Source organism: Micromonospora terminaliae (assembly GCF_009671205.1).
GTDB classification, from domain to species: Bacteria; Actinomycetota; Actinomycetes; order Mycobacteriales; family Micromonosporaceae; genus Micromonospora; species Micromonospora terminaliae.
Map to the genome: position 1 here is coordinate 6010200 of NZ_CP045309.1, position 17916 is coordinate 6028115.

Annotated in this window: 20 protein-coding genes and 1 pseudogene; 9 read left to right on the forward strand and 12 right to left on the reverse strand. The window is 72.4% G+C overall.

All coding sequences use genetic code 11. The features are described from left to right. Window positions 1-446: 446 nt before the first annotated feature. Window positions 447-959 (reverse strand): hypothetical protein, encoded by a 513-nt coding sequence (locus tag GCE86_RS27815; protein ID WP_154229642.1) that lies wholly within the window; start codon window positions 957-959, stop codon window positions 447-449. Between the two features lie 159 nt (window positions 960-1118). Continuing rightward, window positions 1119-1916: a hypothetical protein gene (locus GCE86_RS27820; RefSeq protein WP_154229643.1), complete on the reverse strand. Its 798-nt coding sequence runs from the start codon at window positions 1914-1916 to the stop codon at window positions 1119-1121. A 341-nt stretch (window positions 1917-2257) separates the two neighbouring features. Here GCE86_RS27820 and GCE86_RS27825 point away from each other — a divergent pair, with 341 nt between their 5' ends. Then, a complete protein-coding gene (locus GCE86_RS27825) occupies window positions 2258-2908 on the forward strand; it encodes an alpha/beta hydrolase (protein ID WP_244317094.1) in 651 nt (216 codons plus the stop codon). A gap of 41 nt (window positions 2909-2949) precedes the next feature. Here GCE86_RS27825 and GCE86_RS27830 read toward each other — a convergent pair whose 3' ends face one another. Both GCE86_RS27830 and GCE86_RS27835 read right to left on the reverse strand, forming a co-directional pair. Next, window positions 2950-3513: a dihydrofolate reductase family protein gene (locus tag GCE86_RS27830; RefSeq protein ID WP_154229645.1), complete on the reverse strand. Its 564-nt coding sequence runs from the start codon at window positions 3511-3513 to the stop codon at window positions 2950-2952. Between the two features lie 224 nt (window positions 3514-3737). Beyond that, the gene (locus GCE86_RS27835) at window positions 3738-3986 is read right to left on the reverse strand and encodes a hypothetical protein (protein ID WP_154229646.1); all 249 of its coding nucleotides are present in this window, start codon (window positions 3984-3986) and stop codon (window positions 3738-3740) included. A 377-nt stretch (window positions 3987-4363) separates the two neighbouring features. On the opposite strand from GCE86_RS27835, the gene GCE86_RS27840 reads away from it, so the two are divergent. Continuing rightward, complete coding sequence (locus GCE86_RS27840) at window positions 4364-4882, forward strand: hypothetical protein (protein ID WP_154229647.1); 519 nt, start codon at window positions 4364-4366, stop codon at window positions 4880-4882. A gap of 20 nt (window positions 4883-4902) precedes the next feature. Here the strand turns inward: GCE86_RS27840 and GCE86_RS27845 are convergent, their stop codons facing one another. Beyond that, window positions 4903-5352 (reverse strand): SRPBCC family protein, encoded by a 450-nt coding sequence (locus GCE86_RS27845; RefSeq protein ID WP_154229648.1) that lies wholly within the window; start codon window positions 5350-5352, stop codon window positions 4903-4905. Window positions 5353-5466: 114 nt separating this feature from the next. On the opposite strand from GCE86_RS27845, the gene GCE86_RS32435 reads away from it, so the two are divergent. Further along, entirely contained in the window at window positions 5467-5595 is a 129-nt protein-coding gene (locus GCE86_RS32435; RefSeq protein WP_275587088.1) for a hypothetical protein, read from the forward strand. Window positions 5596-5601: 6 nt separating this feature from the next. Continuing rightward, on the forward strand, window positions 5602-6405 hold the full coding sequence (locus tag GCE86_RS27855; protein ID WP_154229649.1) for a hypothetical protein: 804 nt from the start codon (window positions 5602-5604) through the stop codon (window positions 6403-6405). A gap of 8 nt (window positions 6406-6413) precedes the next feature. Here the strand turns inward: GCE86_RS27855 and GCE86_RS27860 are convergent, their stop codons facing one another. From GCE86_RS27860 to GCE86_RS27870, 3 genes and pseudogenes are all read right to left on the reverse strand, one after another. Then, complete coding sequence (locus GCE86_RS27860; protein ID WP_154229650.1) at window positions 6414-6998, reverse strand: GNAT family N-acetyltransferase; 585 nt, start codon at window positions 6996-6998, stop codon at window positions 6414-6416. Window positions 6999-7364: 366 nt separating this feature from the next. Continuing rightward, a pseudogene (locus GCE86_RS32240) lies at window positions 7365-7814 on the reverse strand (SRPBCC family protein); the annotation flags it as partial. An 84-nt stretch (window positions 7815-7898) separates the two neighbouring features. Further along, window positions 7899-8519, reverse strand: coding sequence for a pyridoxamine 5'-phosphate oxidase family protein (locus GCE86_RS27870; protein ID WP_154229652.1), 621 nt, complete (start codon window positions 8517-8519; stop codon window positions 7899-7901). Window positions 8520-8684: 165 nt separating this feature from the next. Between GCE86_RS27870 and GCE86_RS27875 the strand changes: the two genes are divergently transcribed. Genes GCE86_RS27875 through GCE86_RS27885 form a run of 3 tightly spaced genes read left to right on the forward strand, consistent with a single transcriptional unit; the run spans window position 8685 to window position 10841 of the window. Continuing rightward, on the forward strand, window positions 8685-9191 hold the full coding sequence (locus GCE86_RS27875; RefSeq protein WP_091261490.1) for a DUF2231 domain-containing protein: 507 nt from the start codon (window positions 8685-8687) through the stop codon (window positions 9189-9191). Further along, window positions 9188-9727: an Hsp20/alpha crystallin family protein gene (locus tag GCE86_RS27880; RefSeq protein WP_154229653.1), complete on the forward strand. Its 540-nt coding sequence runs from the start codon at window positions 9188-9190 to the stop codon at window positions 9725-9727. Before GCE86_RS27875 ends, GCE86_RS27880 begins: the two co-directional genes overlap by 4 nt. A 7-nt stretch (window positions 9728-9734) precedes the next feature. After that, window positions 9735-10841, forward strand: coding sequence for a glycosyltransferase family 9 protein (locus GCE86_RS27885; protein WP_154229654.1), 1107 nt, complete (start codon window positions 9735-9737; stop codon window positions 10839-10841). Between the two features lie 3 nt (window positions 10842-10844). Here GCE86_RS27885 and GCE86_RS27890 read toward each other — a convergent pair whose 3' ends face one another. Continuing rightward, a complete protein-coding gene (locus tag GCE86_RS27890) occupies window positions 10845-11723 on the reverse strand; it encodes a glycosyltransferase family 2 protein (protein WP_154229655.1) in 879 nt (292 codons plus the stop codon). Beyond that, window positions 11720-13603: a D-glycero-beta-D-manno-heptose 1-phosphate adenylyltransferase gene (gene rfaE2 / locus GCE86_RS27895; RefSeq protein ID WP_154229656.1), complete on the reverse strand. Its 1884-nt coding sequence runs from the start codon at window positions 13601-13603 to the stop codon at window positions 11720-11722. The genes GCE86_RS27890 and rfaE2 overlap by 4 nt, the downstream gene beginning before the upstream one ends. Window positions 13604-13724: 121 nt before the next feature. Here rfaE2 and GCE86_RS27900 point away from each other — a divergent pair, with 121 nt between their 5' ends. Both GCE86_RS27900 and GCE86_RS27905 read left to right on the forward strand, forming a co-directional pair. Next, entirely contained in the window at window positions 13725-14273 is a 549-nt protein-coding gene (locus tag GCE86_RS27900) for a type 1 glutamine amidotransferase domain-containing protein (RefSeq protein ID WP_154229657.1), read from the forward strand. Between the two features lie 51 nt (window positions 14274-14324). Beyond that, a complete protein-coding gene (locus GCE86_RS27905) occupies window positions 14325-15998 on the forward strand; it encodes an MDR family MFS transporter (RefSeq protein ID WP_154229658.1) in 1674 nt (557 codons plus the stop codon). Between the two features lie 21 nt (window positions 15999-16019). On the opposite strand, the gene GCE86_RS27910 is transcribed toward GCE86_RS27905, so the two are convergent. After that, window positions 16020-16970 carry an alpha/beta hydrolase gene (locus tag GCE86_RS27910; RefSeq protein ID WP_154229659.1) on the reverse strand — a complete coding sequence of 317 codons (951 nt, stop codon included), beginning with the start codon at window positions 16968-16970 and terminating at the stop codon, window positions 16020-16022. An 18-nt stretch (window positions 16971-16988) separates the two neighbouring features. Continuing rightward, complete coding sequence (locus GCE86_RS27915) at window positions 16989-17882, reverse strand: LysR family transcriptional regulator (protein ID WP_154229660.1); 894 nt, start codon at window positions 17880-17882, stop codon at window positions 16989-16991. Window positions 17883-17916: the final 34 nt, after the last annotated feature.

Sequence of the window (17916 nt, forward strand, 5' to 3'; positions counted from 1 at the left end):
GTCCGCAAGAGGTCGACGGACAGCGGGGGAGTAGTGCGAGATGCCGAAAAGGTGTTCCCGCTGCTAGACGGCCATGTGCCCAGGCCGGCGGGACGGGCAATTTGATCTCGTAATGCGTAGGTCGACGGTTCGATTCCGTCAGGCGGCTCGATAGAAGGGCCCAGGTCACCGGCTTGATCGCCGACCATGACCTGGGCCTTTTGCTTGCCTTCGCGAGGCCGAGCAGCCAAGCGAGCAGCAACCTGCTCACCCGACCACGTTTGCCCGTGCGTCAAGGCCATCTTGGCGTGGCGGGCCGGACGGCGGCCCCCTCCCCATCAGGGCGGGTCGACGGCAGACAGTGAGGACTCGCCGGCACTCGCCGACGAGCGCCAGGTGCGTCGAGCCGCCTTTGTAAGGCAGAGCCTCAACTCGGGAGCGAAGCGACTCAGCGATCGGCGACGTAATCAGCTGAGGGCTCGCAATGCGGCGGTGACCACCAGGAAGAGCGAGATCAGTACAGCCGAGCCGACTCGTACCTGTCGTGAGCGGCTGAAGAGGCCCACCACGAACGCCACTCCCACGCCCAGCAGCCAGTGGCCGACCTCGGGATGGCGATCGGGCTCGAAGCCGAGTTGACCGAGGACCGCACGGCCGTAGCCGACGAGTGCGGCGCCGCCGGCCCAAACAAGCAGGGTCCAGCCGCACCGGCCGCCGGGACTTTCAGTCAGCCGCGACCCGTGGCGGGTGAGGGTACCGAGCAGGTAGGTCATCGTCAGCAGCGCCACCGCGCCGATGAGCAGCACGACGTGCAGCCCGACGAAGAGCGTGAGTAGCACCCACGGGCCGCTGGTGGTCCCTCGCAGAAACAGGGCGGCCGCCGCACCGACCACGACCACCTGCCCCACCGCCAGGCGGTTCGCATTCACCAGGTGCGGCGCGGCCAGTGCCGACCGTGGTGGGGCCGGGTGTTCCGCCATGCTGCACTCCCCCGTTGCGTCAGTCCGCCCCACACTCAGCAGGGCTGGTCAGCGGTCAGGGTGAGACATCCGCTGTTCCGCCGCTTTCCCGAGTCCCTTCCGCTGGCGGCTGCCGCACTCAATGACAGCAACGGTTGACAGACATTCCATGAGCGGGAGTTAGCCAAGGGGCTTGCATTGCCTGGTTTTGACATCATCCGGTGCGCACAGAGCGATGCTCCAGCGCAGCGAGAACTCGTACGGGTGGCCGCCGGACGTGTAGCGCAGGACCAGTTGCTCTGCGACCGCTGTGTGGGGGCCGACCTTGCGCACCCGCAGCTGCAGCGCGACCTGGGCCGCGCCCTTGTCTCGGGCGTACAGATCATCAGGCGCGCAAGCAACAGCCCTGTCGAAGACAGCCGGATCGTGGGACAGCGGGATCTTGCTGCCATCGCTGGAACTGTCCCACGGCACGAGCGCAAACGCCTCAACCCGGATTTCCCCCGTGGACATCTCGGGCTGGATCTCGTTGATGGTCACTCGACCGGGCCGGTCGAGGCAGATACTCGCCACGCCTAAGGTACTCACGTCGCGAACCGAGTCCGGGTCGACATCGGGGAACCGCTTTCCCGCACCGGTGTAGGAGGCCGGGACAGTGATGCGAGCATCACTTGAGTTCTGCCCAGACGCGGTGGCCGAGTCTTGCATCGGCTCGGATCTGGCTTCTGGTTGATCTGTTCCGCAGGCACCGCAGAGCATCGCGACGAGCGCGGCCACGCTGATGCGCGCAACCCTGCGCCATTGAGCGATCACAGCAAGAGCATGGCACGAAGTGGATCTAGGTTGCTGCCCCTCGCACTGCATCACCAGCGACCCCACAGAGAAGCCAAGCAAGCCGAGCAGCCACGCAAGCAGCCAAGCCGGCGAGCAACAGCGGACGACCGCGGACCGCGACACCACGTCGAGCAGCAGGACCATGCAGCGTGCCAGCGGCTCGGAGCCGACTCATAATGCGTAGGTCGACGGTTCGATTCCGTCCGGCGGCTCGGTGAAGAAGCCCAGGTCGACGACTTGGGCTTCGCCGTTTCCGGAGGTCGAACACGCCGCCGTTTGTGGTGCCGGTCCGCAATTGGTCCGCATCCCGTGCCGCGACCGCCTCGTCCAGCCGGTTGGCGACCGCGTCCAGGTCGTCACCGTGTTCGCCGTCGGCGTGACGGATGGGATGGCGGCCGGCAGGTGACGTCAGGCACGGTGAACCGGTGAATGCCGCAATTGTTCTTGTGCACAGCCCATCGGTGGGTCCGCTGACGTGGGAGCCTGTGGCGACGAGGCTGAAGGCCTCGGGTGCGGTCACGGTGGTGCCTTCGCTGCTCGGCGTGGCGGATGCAGGACCGCCGTTCTGGCCGTCCGTCGCAGAGACCGTCGCCAGATCCACCGGCCAGTTGCCGCTGGACATCCCGGTCGTCCTGGTCGCGCACAGCAACGCCGGTCTCTTTGTCCCGGTCATCGTCGAGGCAGCCCGGCGTCCGGTGGCCGGCTGTCTGTTCGTCGACGCGGCGTTGCCCGCTCGCAGCGGGCCGACGGCGGTGGCACCGCCTGAGCTGCTGGATTTTCTGCGGCCCAAAGCGACCGGTGGCAGGCTGCCGCAATGGACGGCGTGGTGGGACGAGTCCGATGTCGCGCCGATGTTTCCGGATCCGCAGACCCGGCGTGTCGTCTCGGCCGAGCAGCCGCGCCTGCCGTTGAGCTACTACGAGGAGAAGGTTCCCGTTCCGGACGGCTGGGACAACGCGGCATGTGGGTATCTGCTGTTCGGTCCGCCGTACGAACAAGCCGCGCAGGACGCGCGGGAACGCGGCTGGGACTTCGACCACGTTCCAGGGCTTCACCTGCATCAACTCGTGGATCCGGACACGGTGACCGCTCGCATCCTCGGCATGGCCGATGAATGGTGCCCGCCAGCCGGCTGACCACGCACACCCACGCCGCATTCCGCGCGAAGGAATCGGGCTCAGCGCCTCGTCTCGTACCTGGTCACGACCACGCCGCCGGGCAACGTCCGCGTCTCCACCAGGTCCAGGTTCACCCAGCTTTCGAGCGAGGTGAAGAACGGTGTGCCGCCGCCCACGAGGACCGGATGGGTGACGATCTCGTACTCGTCGATCAGCCCGGCCCGCATGACCGCCCCGGCGAGCGTTGCGCCACCGACCCTCATCGGCCCGCCGTCCTCGGCCTTGAGCCGGGTGATCTCGGCGATCGCGTCCCCGGTGACCAGGCGAGTGTTCCAGTCGACCTTATCGATCGTCGAGGAGAACACCACCTTCGGCGTGTCCCGCCAGTTCCGCGCGAACTCGATCTGCGCCGGGGTTGCGCCCGGCTGCTGGTCGCCGGTCGGCCAGTGGGCGCTCATGGTCTCCCACAGTCGGCGCCCGTACAGAAACAGGCTGATCACCCGCTCCTGATCGAGCCACCACTGGAACAGTTCATCGCTCGGCGTGCTCCAGCCGATGTCGTCGCCGGGCGCGGAAATGTAGCCGTCCAGAGTCAGGTTCATGCCGTAGGTCAGTTTCCGCATGGCGCCATGCCTTCCGTCAGTCGGTACCGCGTCATCCCGTGACTTCTTGTCCCGGCGGCCTCGCCAGCCACCTCTCGCCTGTTCTACGAACGACTCGCCCCGGATCCGACGCAATGCCAGAAGAATTATCAAGGGAACTCTTCGCCGCACGGCGCCACGGACGTCAGTCGCACGAGGGCTGTGCTGGGGACGGGTGCCGGTGGGGATATCCGAGACCATTCCAGCTATTCGGCGACGCGCAGTACCAGGAATCCCGACCCGCTGGTTCGTGTCGCGTTGATCGTCCAGCAACCGGCGGTGGGGAAGACCCAGCCGGTGCCCCACTCGTCGCCCGGCCGTTCCCAGTTGCTGCCGCCATGCGGCTCGGGACCCCAGATGGGCTTGACCACTTTTCCGTCAGGACCTGTGGCGCTGATCGTGAGGTCGCCACTGCCGGTCATGCGCCAGACCACCTTGAGCTCCTTGCCGGCCACCAGCAGAGGCTCCGTTGGAAACGGCAACGCCCACAGCGTTGCGCCGTCACCGGTGCCCTGCCGATCCTGCGGTATCCCGGGCCCGGCCAGTTGGGCGGTCGGCGGACACCCCGGGGGCTTGGGCGTCGCAGGCTCAGCTACCTGCCGTTGTCCAGAGACGGACGCCTCAGGCGAGGGCTCGGACGGGGTGCCGGGTGTGGAGTCGCACCCGGCGACCACGATCACCGAGATCAGACCACACCACCAGATTCGGACGGGGCGAGAACCCGAAGCCATGGACGACCCTAACGCGGGTCTGCTGGAAAGCGAGGTCTCCGAGCCGTCGAAGCGTGAGCCCCAGCGGGTGACATCTCGGCGTTGACCCGGACAATGACCGGATGCCCGATCTCCGGTGGGACGACGTCAGAGAGTGGTTCGACCCGTTCGAGAACGGCAGCCTGCCCGACGTCATCGTGCCTGGCACGACTCTGACCGACTGGGAGACCCTGCTCCGGCTGATCCGGTCCGAGGGTTGGCGGTGCGAATACGACTTCCGGGAGCGGGGGCTTCCGTTGCCCGCCTCAGCAGCCGACCTGTTCACCGTCGACAAAGGTTGGCTGCAGACCCTGCATGTCTGGCCCGACCCTGGGATGGAGTGGAGCGTTCGGCCCGCACGCCCGGATGTGATCGACAGCGATGTCAGCCTGTTCGAGATACAGGGGCAGGAACGTCTGGACGTCTTCTGCGGGTTCCTTCGGACACTCGGCAAGACCCTCGACAAGCGTGTGCTCGTATACGCCGAAGGCGATCACAGCCCCGCAGGCGACAACAGCTACCCGCCGATGATGGCGTACGAGCTGGCCGACGACCGGGTGGTGTTCCTCGCCCGGCCCGGCGGACCAGCCGCGGGCCGGTAGCCGGGGCGACCGCATTCGGCCTACGGTGCGGGGACCTGCCGGTGTATGGCGATGTCCTCCACGCGGTGCAGGGTTTCCGAGTTACGCGGGCGCAGCATCAGCGCCAGTACGGCCTCCGGGATCAGGCGGGCGGCTCCCGCGGCGGCCCGCCAGCCCATCCGTACCCGGGTGGTGTCGGCCGAGACCGGCTCCAGGGCCAGCCGGACACGAGCGATCCCGAGCGGACCGGCGTACGCGTCGAGCTCGAGCAGACGATTCGGCTCCATCTCCCGCACCACGGTCCGGTCCTCGATCTGCAGCGGCCACGGGCCCACCCGGTGATGGACCCGGGTACCCACGGCGGGCCAGCCGTCGTCGACGGCCCGTACGTGGGCGGCACCGACAACCCAGCTGGCGTAGCTCCAGCCGTCCGAGAGCACCGCGAAGATCCGGTCGGGTGGGGTGCGGATGGTCCGGTTGACCTCGATCATCACACCTCCTCGCTTCCGGCCGCGTCGTGGCTTCCCTGCCCGGGCGGTGGCAAACGGAGTCAGGTCGGACTTTCGCGGCCTGAGCGGTTGTGGCGCCGTCGGTAGGGTGGCGGCGTGGAGGAATCGAAGCTTCTCAGCTCGTCGTTCGGCAGCGCGGCCGCCGCGTACGCCGAGCACCGCCCGGACTACGCGCAGGCCGCGGCGCGCTGGGCGCTTGACGTGCTCCGCGTCGGGCGACGGTAGGGCTCGATGGAGATCGAAGACGGGCTGTCCGAGCCGCCGGCTGACCGGGCAGGGCACCACAGGCGGACCACCCTCGCCGTCGCGGCGGCCGCCATCGGCCTGGCGCTCGTCGGCAGCTTCCTCCTCCGGCAGCAACGCGCCACCGAACAGGTGGCGCCCGCGAAGCCGGCACCGACGGACGGACCCTCCGCCCTGCCGTGGGTGTCGGCGATGGTCGCCCGCGACGGCAGGTCCGTCACCGTGTACGCCGGTACGAGCGCGCAGTGCAAGGAACTCGTACAGCCCCAGGTGGCGATCGCCGGGCAGGACGGCACCCAGGTGACGGTGGCGGTGCAGGCCCGTGTCCTGGCCGCCGTCGACTGCACCACCACCGGCACGGCCGTTCCGCTCGTGCTGTCGCTGCCGGAACCCCTCGGGGGCCGGGTGCTCCGCGACGCCGCCTCGGGGGAGCTGCCGCCGACCTATTTCGAGCGTGACCTGCCGGGCCTGGGCTCGGACGAGCGGTGGAGCCCGCACCCAGGCCAGTGGGCCTCCACCGACGAACACTGGTACCAGGGTTACAACGGCCCGGAAGGCTCCCATTTCACCGTGAGCGCGGGGCGCACGGCCGAGGTGACGCGACCGGCCGGCGGCGCGGCCGTCACGATCGGCGCGCACGACGGCGTCGTCACCGGCGCGGCGGGAACCTCGTGGACCCTGTGGTGGACGGCGGGGCAGGTCACCTATTCGCTGCGGCTGACGCCGGCCGAGGGGAGCACCTTCACCCTGGAACAGTTCAGGCGGGAGGTCGCCAGGCTGGCCTGGAGCTGAGCGGGCGGTCAGGCCGGCTGTTGCATGATCCAGGTCGGCAGCGGTTCGGAAATCTCGCGTACCACGTGCCAGCCGGCCCGGCGGTAGATCTCGACGTTGGCGGGGTTGCTGGTCTCCAGCACCGCCGGTAGCCCGTCCGCCGTGGCCCGTTGCAGCCCGGCCCGCATGACGGCGCGGCCCCAGCGTCGGCCGGCGCTGTCGGGGTGGGTGCCGAGCACGCCGAGGTACCAGAACGGGCCGGTGGGCAGCGCGGCGTGGACGGCCTCGTCGTAGGCGCGTACCCGGGCCAGCGCGTCGGCGGGCAGGTGGGCGGTGAGCGGGTCGGCCCGACCGGGCTCCGCCGGGTGGGGTGGCTCCCAGATCGCCACCGAGGCGCCCCCGCCGATCGTCCAGATCGACTCGCGCCCGACGCGCTTGTCGAAGAGGTGCCCGAAGAAGGCGGCGGCGTACCCGGGGTAGCTGGCCGGGTCGGGGAAGAGGTGGGTCAGCACGGGGTCGGCGGCGAAGGCGGCGACCAGCGAGTCGACCACCCGCCCGCGGTCCGCCGGTGTGGCGACGGTGATCTCCGGTGTGCGTCGTCCGAGGTCGGTCACGGGCGGCAACGATACGCGCCGCACGAAGCGAGCCCGGCGGGCGCGGCGCGGGGGCCGGCCCACCGGGCTCGCTCCGGCAGGGAGGTGAAAGGTCTAGAGCGTGCCGCGCGGATCCGCCGGGTCGGGCGGGAACGTGCCGGCGCGCTGCCCGGGGACGTCGGTCACCACGTACTCGGTCTCGGTCTCCGGGGTGGGTTCCTCGTCGGTGTCCGAGCGGTGCTTGGCCACCGCGGCGGCCCCGGCCGCTGCCGCGCCCGCGGCGACCGCGCCGGCCGCGACCGCCTTGCCCGAGACGCCGGCCTTGCCGTCGTCGCCGCGCGAGGCCGCGGCGTGCTCCACGCCGGGCGTGCCGAGGGTACGGCCCTCGTCGATGGTGCCCCGCCAGGCGCCCGTCTCCGCGCCCCGGCCCTCGATGTACGACTTGAACTTCGCCAGGTCGGCCTCGGCCCGCTTCTCCACGAGATGCAGCTTGTCGCCGGCCTTCTCGACCAGCCCCTCCGGCTCGTACTCGAGGGAGAGCTGGACCTGGGTACGGTCGGTGCCGATCGGCTGGAAGTGGACGGCACCCGCGTTGGTGGCGCCGCTCGTGGCGGCCCAGGCGATCTTGCGGTCGGGCACCTGCTCCAGGACCTTGGCGTCCCACTCGCGCTTCACACCCGCGATCTCGGCGACCCAGTGCAGGCGCCGGTCGTCGAGCTGACGGACCTCCTGCACGCCACCCATGAACCGCGGGAACTCCTCGAACTGCGTCCACTGGTTGTACGCGGTGCTGACCGGTACGTCGACTTCGATGGACTTCTCGACCTTGGTGGTCATGAGCACTCCTCGTCGTTTCGGTCTTCGGTACCGAAATCCGTACCCCGGGAGTTCGCCCTTAACCGGGTCGTCGAGTGAGGAGGCTCAGACGTAGAGGCGGCGGGCGTAGTCCGGGCCGTAGTGGCGTTCCAGGTCGGCGAGGTTCTCGGTCGGGGCCTCGACCTCCTTGACCAGCCGGGCGCGGGTCGGCAGGGCGTCGGGCCGCCAGGTCTCCGGCTTCCACAGCTCGGAGCGGAAGAACGCCTTCGCGCAGTGGTAGAAGATCTGCTCGATGGCCACCTCGACGGCCAGCACCGGCCGGTGTCCCTGCACGACCATGTCGCCGAAGTACGGGGCGTCGCGCACCAGCCGGGCCCGGCCGTTGATCCGCAGCGTGTCGGTGCGCCCGGGGATCAGGAAGATCAGCCCGACGTGGGGATTGGCCAGGATGTTGCGGTAGCCGTCGGCCCGCCGGTTGCCGGGTCGCTCGGGGATGGCGATGGTGGTCTCGTCCAGCACCACGGTGAATCCGGCCGGGTCGCCCTTGGGGGAGACGTCGCAGCTGCCGTCGGCGCCGGCCGTGGCGACCAGGCAGAACGGCGAGGCGGCGAGCCACTCCCGGTCCCGCTGGTGCAGCACGGTGCGTTCCTTGTCCCGCGCCCGCGGCGTCGGCGCGCCCAGCAGTTCCGCCAGTTCCTCCGGGCTGGTGATCTCCCGTGTCGTCACGTCTGCCTCCCCCGTCCGTTGACCTTGACGGCGATTCCGGCCCGCGATCGGCTGGTTTCCGCCATCGTCAGCCTAGGAGAGCGCGTCGACGGTGAGGTTTGCCCCCGGACCCGGCGGGTACGGACTGAGCCGCAGCGCGCCCGGACGCGATCGATGGAGGCCGAGATGGAGAGCCGACTGAAGGTGCTCGGCCATCCCGTGCACCCGATGCTGGTGATGTTCCCGGTGGCCCTCCTCGTGACCGCGGTGATCTTCGACGTGATCGACACCGTGGGCGGGCCGGACTTCCTCGGCGAGGTCGCCTACTGGAACATCACGGTCGGTCTGATCGGCGGCCTGCTGGCCGCGGCGGCCGGTGCCGTCGACCTGCTCGCCCTGCCCACCGGCACCCGGGCCAAGCGGGTCGGGCTCACCCACGCCGCCGCCAACGTCGCGGTGATCCTGCTCTTCGCCGCGGTCTGGGTGGTCCGGCTCAACGCCGACTCCCGGGCCGCCGGGGGCGCCCTCATCGCCATCGAGGTGGTCGCCGTGGCCATCCTCGGCGTGAGCGCCTGGCTCGGCGGCGAGCTGGTGGACCGGCTGGGCGTGGGCGTCGACCCGGAGCACGACCTGAACGCCCCGAGCTCGCTGCGACCCCCCTCGGCGACCCAGCGGATCGGAGACGTGCGATGACGGAACAGAGCGGTGGCGGTCGGGGCTGGCGGGGACGCCAGCAGGGCTGGGACCCGATGGGTGAGCTCCAGTCCCTGCGTGCCGAGCTGAGCCGCCTGGTCGGTGGTCGCGGCGGCAGCCAGGACGTGGAGCTGACCGAGGTCGGCGACGGCTGGGAGGTCGTCGTCCGGCTGCCCGGCGTGGCCCCCGAGGAGGTGGCCGTGGAGCTGGACGACCGGGAGCTGTGCGTACGGGCGCGGTCGGAGGCCGAGGTCAACGCCGACCAGGGCATCCCGGGCGGGTTCACCACCCGCGGCTTCGAGTACCGGGTGGACCTGCCGTCCCGGGTGGACCCGGACGGGATCGACGCCGTGATGGACCACGGCCTGCTCCGGGTGCGGCTGCCCCGGGCGGCCCGGCCGGCGCCGCGCACCATCACCGTCGGCCGCATCGGCCCGCACGCCACCTCCGGGGGTACGCGGACCGTGTCCGACCCGGCCGCCGACCGGGAACTGCACCACCCGGACACCGCGGTCGACGAGATCGACCGGCCGTAGGGGTCGCGTGGCCTCCCCGTCAGTGCTCGGTCCGGTCGGCGAGCGCGTTCCCGACGTCGAGCGGATCGCCGTGCTCCGGGCGAACGCGCTCGGCGACTTCATCTTCGTGCTGCCGGCGCTGGAGGCGCTGCGGGCCGCGTACCCGTCGGCCGAGATCGTGCTGCTCGGCGCGCCGTGGCACGCGGAGCTCTGGCGCGACCGCCCCGGCCCGGTGGACCGGGTGCTGGTGGTCCCGCCGGCGCCCGGCATCCGCGAGCCCGGCCCCGACGAGGAGCCGTCCGAGCTGGCGGCCTTCGTGGCGGCCGCCCGCAAGGAGGGGTTCGACCTGGCTCTGCAACTGCACGGCGGGGGCGCGAACTCCAACCCGGTCGTCGCCGGCCTGGGCGCCCGGGTCACCGCCGGCCTGCGGGCCGAGGACGCGCCGCCGCTGGACCGCTGGATCCGGTACGTCTACTACCAGCACGAGGTGATCCGCTACCTGGAGGCGGTGGCCCTGGTCGGTGCGGAGGCGGTGACGATCACCCCGGCGCTCGCGGTGACCGACGCCGACCGGGGCGAGGCCCGCGAGGTGCTCGGCGAGCCGACCCGGCCCCGGGTGGCGCTGCATCCGGGGGCCACGGACAGCCGTCGGCGCTGGCCGCCGGAACGCTTCGGCGAGGTGGCCCGGGCGCTGGCCGGCGACGGGTACGAGGTGCTGGTGACCGGCACGCCCGCGGAGCGGGAGACGGTGGACGAGGTGGTCGCCGCGGCCGGGGTGCCGGTCCGCCCGCAGGTCGGCACGCTGAGCCTGGGCGGGCTGGCCGCCGCCTACGCGGGCTGCGCGCTGGTGGTCTCCAACGACACCGGCCCGCTCCACCTGGCCGCCGCGGTGGGCGCACCGACGGTCGGCATCTACTGGATCGGCAACCTGATCAACGGAGCGACGCCGCTGCGCGTCCGGCACCGGCCGATCGCCTCGTGGACCACCCACTGCCCGGTCTGCGGCATCGACTGCACCCGCGACATCTATCCGCACCGGCCGGGCGGCGGCGAGTGCCCGCACCGCGACTCGTTCGTGGCCGACGTGCCGGCCCCCGAGGTGGTCGAGGCGGCCCGCGAGCTGCTGGCGGGCTGAGCGTCAGGCCGGCTGCGGGGCGCCCGGCTCGGTGACCACGACCTCCCACGCCTCCACGTCCCGCTCGGTCACCGTGGTCGGCGACTCCAGGTGGTAGGCGCCGCTGGGCAGCACGCCGGCGCCGCCGTGCCGCTCCAGCACGGCGAGCTGGGCCGCGACGTCCTCGCCCTGGTGCCGCTCGTGCAGCCGGCGCCAGAACTCGAAGCCCCCGGAGTCGACCAGCTTGGCGCGGTCGTAGAGCACGCACCCGCCGATCCAGGAGATCTTGTACGCCCGCCACGCCCCGGCCGGCAGCCGGAGCTTCTCGGTGACGTGCAGCAGGTTGGCGGCGGGGTGGATGGACGCCCGCTGCCACTCCGGGGTGCCGGGCCGGATGCGCTCGGGCACCGGGCGGCCCTGCCACTCCTCGTAGTGCCCGTGCGTCTCGGGGCGCACGTCGTCGGCGTACGAGAGGCCGTGCACGGCGTTGCCGACGAACCCGCAGCCCAGCTCGCGGATGGCGGTGACCAGCCGGGCGACCGTGCCGGGCTCCAGCCAGACGTCGTCGTCGAGGCAGAGCACGTACCGGGCCGCCGACCGGTCCAGCAGGTAGGCGCGGTGTTCGGCCAGCCCGCGCCGGGGCAGCCGCCGGGTGAGCAGCACCGGGTGGCCCCGGTGGCGCAACGCCCGGACCATGGTGGCCGCGGCCGGGTGCGCGTACGCGGGGTCGCCGTCGGACTGGTCGCTCACCACCACCCCGAAATCCGGTACGCCCTCCTGCGCGGCCAGCCCGGAGAGGGTGACCGCCAGTTCGGCGGGGCGGTTGCGGGTGGGGATCAGCACGTCGAGCCGGCGGGGGCGGCGGAACTCCTCGGGCACGCCGAGGTCGAGCGGTCGGTTCACGCCGGCCTGCCCTCGCCCACCGGCGGGACGACCGGGTGCGCCCGGATCCGGTCGATGATCGCCGAGGTGGAGCGGTCCGGCACGTAGCCCAGGGTGCGTACCTGGCCGCCCAGCCGGCGCACCAGCGGTGCCTCCGGGACCATCTCGGGCGGGTAGTCGCCGCCCTTGACGTAGACGTCCGGGCGGACCGCCTCGATGAGCTTCGCCGGGGAGTCCTCCTCGAAGACCACCACGTGGTCGACGCACTCCAGCGCGGCGAGCAGGGCGGTACGGTCCTCGACCGGGTTGACCGGCCGGTCCGGGCCCTTGAGCCGGCGTACGCTGCCGTCCGAGTTGACCGCCACGATCAGCAGGTCGCCGAGCGCGCGGGCCTGGGTCAGGTAGCGGACGTGCCCGGGATGCAGCACGTCGAAGCAGCCGTTGGTGAAGACGATCGACCGGCCCGCCCGGCGGTGCTCGGCCACGATCGCGGTCAGCTCGTCGGCGCCCACCTGGGTCGGCCGCCCGGCCTCCTCCGGCGCGCTGCCCAGCGCGTCGAGCAGGTCCTCCCGCCGGCACACGCAGGTGCCGGTGTCGGAGACGGTGATGGTCGCGGCGAGCTGGGCGAGCTGCGCGGCCGTCGGCAGGGTCGCCTCCGCGGCCAGCGCCAGGGTCATGGCCGCCAGGTACGCGTCCCCGGCGCCCACGGCGTGGCTGGCCGGGACCGGCGTGCTGTGGCTGCGCCTGGGTTCGCCGTCGGCGCCGCCGACCACCGCGCCCTCGGTGTCCAGGGTCACCGCCACCACGTCCGCGCCGGTGTGCTCGCGCAGCTCGTCGAGGCGGGACTCGGCCAGCACGGCCCGGTCCACACCTGCGCCGGCCGCCGCGTTGACGGTCACGCCCGTGCCGGTGACGCTCAGCCCGTCGCCGGTCAGCGCGACCCGCTCCTCGCCGGGCGTCGGCTCGCCGGTCGGGCCGGCGAAGCCGCCGCCGTGCTCGGCGATGCCCGGGTCCGCCGCCGCGCCGGCGGGCCCGGTCCCGGGCGCGCCGGAGGTCGGGTGCGGGCTGCCGGGCTCCCGTTCGCCGGCCCCGCCGGGCGCCGCGCCGACGACCAGCTCGGAGGGGCCGTCGGCCGGGTCGTCCAGGTGGTCCAGGTGCAGGTCGGCGGCCGTCGCGCCGCGCGCCGGGCTCCGGTGCCCGGTGCCGAAGCCCGCGGCCGCCCGGGCCAGCAGTCGGGTCGCCTCGGCGAAGCTCGGGGTCACCACGGTCGGGTTGAGTCCGCGCCAGTCGGCCAGGTCGTGCGCGTCGAGCGCCACGGTCGCGTACCGGTCGCGGTTGGCGACCAGCCAGGCGCGCACGCCCGAGGGCAGCGCGCCCAGGCCGTAGTCGCAGACGACCAGGGTGGGCGGCTGCCCGGCGGCCGCGGCGCGCAGCTCCTCGGTGGCGCAGTGCAGCGCGGTCAGCAGGCGGGCCACACCGTCGTCGTCGAGCGCGTCCTCCGGCTCACCGGAGTCCTCGCGGAGCAGGATCTGGTTGCCGGCGAGCATCCGCCGCTTCACCGGCGTGGGACGGCCGGGCTGGTTGACCGTGCGGTCCCAGACGCCGGCCCGGTCGAGGCAGTCGTGCAGCTCGTCACCGGCCACGTCGGCGCCCACGGGGGCCACGAGGGCGGCCCGGCCGCCGAGCGCGGCCACGTTCACGGCGGTGTTCGCCGCGCCACCGGCGGCGGAGATGCGCCGGCGCAGGGTGAGGACGGGCGCGGGCGCCTCCCGGCAGAGCCGCTCCGACTCGGCGAACCGCCACTCGTCCAGCATGGCGTCGCCGACGACCAGCACGGGTCGCCCCTGCCAGCCGGCCACGACGGTGGCGAGCCGGCGCTCTTCCGCTGCTGCTCCTGCCATGCCCCTTCGGGTCCCCCGAGCGGGACCGGCCAAACCTGCGGCGTGGGCCACCACCGGCGTCCGGTTTCGGCCGGTCCCGCCCGGGAACGGGTGCAGACAGACCCCGGAGAGGAGAACCACCATGGCAGCGACACTGCAGGGCAAGCGGATCGCGTTCCTGGCCGCCGACGGCGTCGAGGAGGTCGAGTACGTCAAGCCCCGCGAGGCGGTGGAGAACGCCGGCGCACAGGTCGAGCTGGTCTCGATCGAGTCCGGTTCGATCCAGGCCTTCAACCACCTCGACCACGGCAAGCAGTACCCGGTCGACGTGACGACCAAGGAGGCGGACGCGGGGGCGTACGACGCGCTGGTGCTGCCCGGCGGCGTGGCGAACCCGGACTTCCTGCGGACCGACCCGGAGGCGGTGCGCTTCGTGAAGTCGTTCTTCGAGGCGGGCAAGCCGGTGGGCGTGATCTGCCACGGGCCGTGGACGCTGGTCGAGGCGGACGTGGTGCGCGGCCGGACCATCACCTCCTGGCCGAGCCTGCGCACCGACCTGACCAACGCCGGCGCGAACTGGGTCGACCAGGAGGTCGTCACCGACAACGGCCTGGTGAGCAGCCGCAAGCCGGACGACCTGCCCGCCTTCTGCGACAAGATCGTCGAGGAGTTCGGCGAGGGTAGGCACTGACTTCTTCTCCCACCGGGGGCATGATCCGCCCCCGGTGGGAAAGGAAGCGGGATGACAGCCCAGGCCGCTCGTCCCGTGCTGCACGCCCGCCAGATCCGCCTCCTGATGCTCGGCCTGATGACCGGCATGCTGCTGGCAGCGCTCGACCAGACCATCGTCGGCACCGCGCTGCCCACCATCGTCGGCGAGCTGGGCGGCATCAACCACTACTCGTGGGTGGTCACCGCGTACCTGCTCGCCTCCACGGCCTCGACCCCGCTGTACGGCAAGATGGCCGACCTCTACGGGCGCCGCCCGGTCTTCCTCTTCTCGATCGGCACGTTCCTGCTCGGTTCGCTGCTGGCCGGCCTGTCGCAGAACATGACCCAGCTGATCGTCACCCGGGGTGTGCAGGGCATCGGCGCGGGCGGCCTCCTGACGCTGGCCTTCACGATCATCTCGGACGTGGTCCCGCCCCGGGAACGTGGCCGCTACCAGGGTCTGTTCGGTGCGGTCTTCGGCATCTCCTCGGTCGCCGGCCCGCTGGTCGGCGGCTACTTCGCGGAGACCAACTGGCGGTGGATCTTCTACATCAACGTGCCGCTGGCCGTCCTCGCCATCGTGGTCTGCTACCACGTCATGCGGCTGGTCCCGTTCGAGCGCCGGGAGCACACCGTCGACTGGATCGGCGCGGGGCTGCTGGTGGCCGGCGTGAGCTGCCTGCTGCTGGCGCTGAGCTGGGGCGGCAACGAGTACGCCTGGGGCTCCGGGGTGATCATCGGGTTGTTCGTGGCCGGGGCGGTGCTCGGCACGCTGTTCGTGCTCCAGGAGGCCCGGGTACGCGAGCCGATCCTGCCGCTGCGGCTGTTCCGCAGCGCCACCTTCGCGCTGGCCAACTCGGCGGGCTTCGTGCTCGGTCTGGTGATGTTCGGGTCGATCATCTTCATCCCGCTCTACCTCCAGATCGTCAAGGGCGCCTCGCCGACCAAGAGCGGCCTGCTGATGCTGCCCATGATGGCCGGCATCATCGTCACCTCGATCATCACCGGGCGGGCCATGAGCCGGATCGGCCGCTACAAGTGGTTCCCGGTGGCCGGCGCGACCGTGCTGGTGGCCGGCATGCTGCTGTTCCGGCAGCTCCAGGTGGCCACCTCGCTCTGGGTGGCCTTCGGCTTCATGGTGGTGATCGGCGTCGGGCTGGGCCTGTGCATGCAGTCGCTGATCCTGGGCGTGCAGAACTCGGTCGACCCGCGTGACCTGGGCGCGGGCACCTCCTCGGCGACGTTCTTCCGCTCGCTGGGCGGCTCGTTCGGCGTGGCGATCCTCGGCGCGGTGCTGTCGTCCCGGCTGAGCGGCGAGCTGGCCGGCCGGCTGCCGGCGGCGCTCGCCCAGCTCCCGCCGGACCAGCGGGCGGCCGTGGCGGCCAGCGGCGGCGGGAACGTCTCGATCAACGACCCGGCGACCGTCCTGGCGCTGCCCGGTCCGGTGCGGGCCGCCATCCAGGCCTCGTTCGTGGAGTCGCTGCACCTGGTCTTCCTGACCACCGGGCTGATCGCCATCGTGGCCGTGCTGGTCACCCTGGCCATGCCGAACGAGCAGCTGCGCGGCGCCGGCCCGCAGGGCTCGACCGGCGGCGCGGACCCGCTCGGCGGCCCGGCGGCCGCCCCCGGCGGCAAGCCCCTCACCCGGGAGTCGAAGGAGGAGGCCGCCGCCGACATGGAGTCCAAGTCCCAGACGATGCTCTGACCGGTACCGGCCGACGTCACCTCACCGGAGGTGGGCGAGCAGGTCGGCGACGTCGGCGTGTAGCCGGTCTCCGGCCGCCGCCGCGGCAGGTGAGACGGTGTCGAGGGTGAGGAATCCGTGGATCATCCCGGCCTCGCGGCGATGCCGGACCGGTACGCCCGCGGCGGCCAGCCGGGCCGCGTACGCCTCACCCTCGTCCCGGAGCGGATCGTGCTCCGCGGTGACGACGACGGCCGGCGGGAGCCCGGCGAGGTCGGGGGCGAACACCGGGCTGACGCCGGGGTCGGCGCGGCGGGCGGGGTCCGGGACCCATTGCTCGGCGCCCCAGGCGACATCGTCGCTGGCGAGGCCCCACCCCGTGGCCATCGTCCGGGCGCTGGGGTGGGAGAGGGTCAGATCGGTGTTGGGATACGCCAGGACCTGGGCGGCCGGGAGTGGCCCGCCCTCGTCGCGCAGGCGCAGGCAGGCGAGCGCGGCGAGGTTGCCGCCGGAGCTGTCGCCCATGACGGCCGTCGGGCCCTCGATGCCGGCTCGCGAAGTCCCGCCGGCCGCAACCCACCGGACGACGTCCACGCAGTCGTCGACGGCCGCCGGCCACGGGTGCTCCGGAGCCCGCCGGAAGTCGACGCTCAGCACGGCCGCGCCGGTCGCGCGCGCCAGGCGGCGGCACGCCCGGTCGTGCGAGTCCAGGTCGCCGATGGTCCACATCCCGCCGTGCAGGAACACCACCAGGGCGCGGACCGTGTCCGCCGGCCGGTAGCAGCGGGCCGGCACGCCGGTCGTGCCCACGGTCAGTTCCTCGACGCGGGCCATCTCGGGGCCGCGCGGGCGCGCCGCGACGCGGACCCGTTGCGCGCGGCGCAGTTCCGCCGCCCCCACGGCACGGGCCGGCGGCCCCGGATCCTGCCGGCCGGCCGCGATGAAGGCGGCCAGTTCGGCATCGGCGAGCGAGCCGTCCAGGGGTTCAGCCACCAGGACAGGATGCCAGGTTCAGCGCGCGGGTTCGGCCGTGAGCAGGTCGAGGATGAGCGCCAGCGGCGGCCAGGCCGCCCGGCCGCGGCGGGTCACGGCGTACGCGCGCAGCAGGGCCTGCGGTCCGGTCAGCGGCAGCAGGCCGACGCCGGGCGCGGTGGGCTGGTCGCCGGGGAGCAGGCCGACGCCCAGTCCGGCCACGATGAGGTCCTGGACCAGGTCGAGGCTGTCGGCCCGGTGCACGATCCGCGGCTCGAAGCCGGCCATCGAGGCGATGGTCCGGACCACCAGCTCGTCGGCCGTGTTGCGGGAGTTGACGATCCAGTCGGCGTCCCCGAACCGGGCGAAGACCGCCGGTGCGTCCGCCGCCGGGCCGGGTGTCGCGCCGGACGGCACCCCGAGGTGCCAGCCCGCCGACCACAGCGGCGTGGCGTCGAGCGTGGGATCCGGCGCGAGCGGGGCCAGGTTGTAGTCGTAGGTCAGCGCGAGGTCGACATCGTCGGCGGCGAGCGCCGCGTACGCCTCGGCCGGCTCGTGCTCGTCGATGCGGAGGCGTACCCGGGGGTGGTCCGCCGCGAGCCGGGCGGTGAGCGGCAGCAGCGAGCGCCGGACGGCGGTGGCGAAGCCGGCGACGCGGACGGTGCCGGCGGGCTCGGCCCTCGGGTCGAGGTCGAGCCGGGCCGCGTCGACCGCGGCCAGGATCGTCACGGCGTGCTCGGCCAGGCGGCGCCCGGCCGGGGTGAGCCGGACGCGCCGTCCGTGCGGCTCGATCAGCTCGGCGCCCACCTCCCGCGCGAGCACCGCGAGCTGCTGCGACACGGTCGACGTGGTGACGTGCAGCTCGTCGGCGACCTGGCGCATCGAGCCGAGCCGGGCGAGTTCGCGCAGCAGGCGCAGGCGACGCAGGTCCACGGGCCGATTGTTCACGATTACCGAATGGTTCGTC

Bases quoted from the DNA above. Each gene is read 5' to 3' on its own strand.
- GCE86_RS27815 (WP_154229642.1), bottom strand. From the start codon at position 959: ATGGCGGAACACCCGGCCCCACCACGGTCGGCACTGGCCGCGCCGCAC.
- GCE86_RS27820 (WP_154229643.1), bottom strand. From the start codon at position 1,916: ATGGTCCTGCTGCTCGACGTGGTGTCGCGGTCCGCGGTCGTCCGCTGT.
- GCE86_RS27830 (WP_154229645.1), bottom strand. From the start codon at position 3,513: ATGCGGAAACTGACCTACGGCATGAACCTGACTCTGGACGGCTACATT.
- GCE86_RS27840 (WP_154229647.1), top strand. From the start codon at position 4,364: ATGCCCGATCTCCGGTGGGACGACGTCAGAGAGTGGTTCGACCCGTTC.
- GCE86_RS27845 (WP_154229648.1), bottom strand. From the start codon at position 5,352: ATGATCGAGGTCAACCGGACCATCCGCACCCCACCCGACCGGATCTTC.
- GCE86_RS27855 (WP_154229649.1), top strand. From the start codon at position 5,602: ATGGAGATCGAAGACGGGCTGTCCGAGCCGCCGGCTGACCGGGCAGGG.
- GCE86_RS27875 (WP_091261490.1), top strand. From the start codon at position 8,685: ATGGAGAGCCGACTGAAGGTGCTCGGCCATCCCGTGCACCCGATGCTG.
- GCE86_RS27880 (WP_154229653.1), top strand. From the start codon at position 9,188: ATGACGGAACAGAGCGGTGGCGGTCGGGGCTGGCGGGGACGCCAGCAG.
- rfaE2 (WP_154229656.1), bottom strand. From the start codon at position 13,603: ATGGCAGGAGCAGCAGCGGAAGAGCGCCGGCTCGCCACCGTCGTGGCC.
- GCE86_RS27900 (WP_154229657.1), top strand. From the start codon at position 13,725: ATGGCAGCGACACTGCAGGGCAAGCGGATCGCGTTCCTGGCCGCCGAC.
- GCE86_RS27905 (WP_154229658.1), top strand. From the start codon at position 14,325: ATGACAGCCCAGGCCGCTCGTCCCGTGCTGCACGCCCGCCAGATCCGC.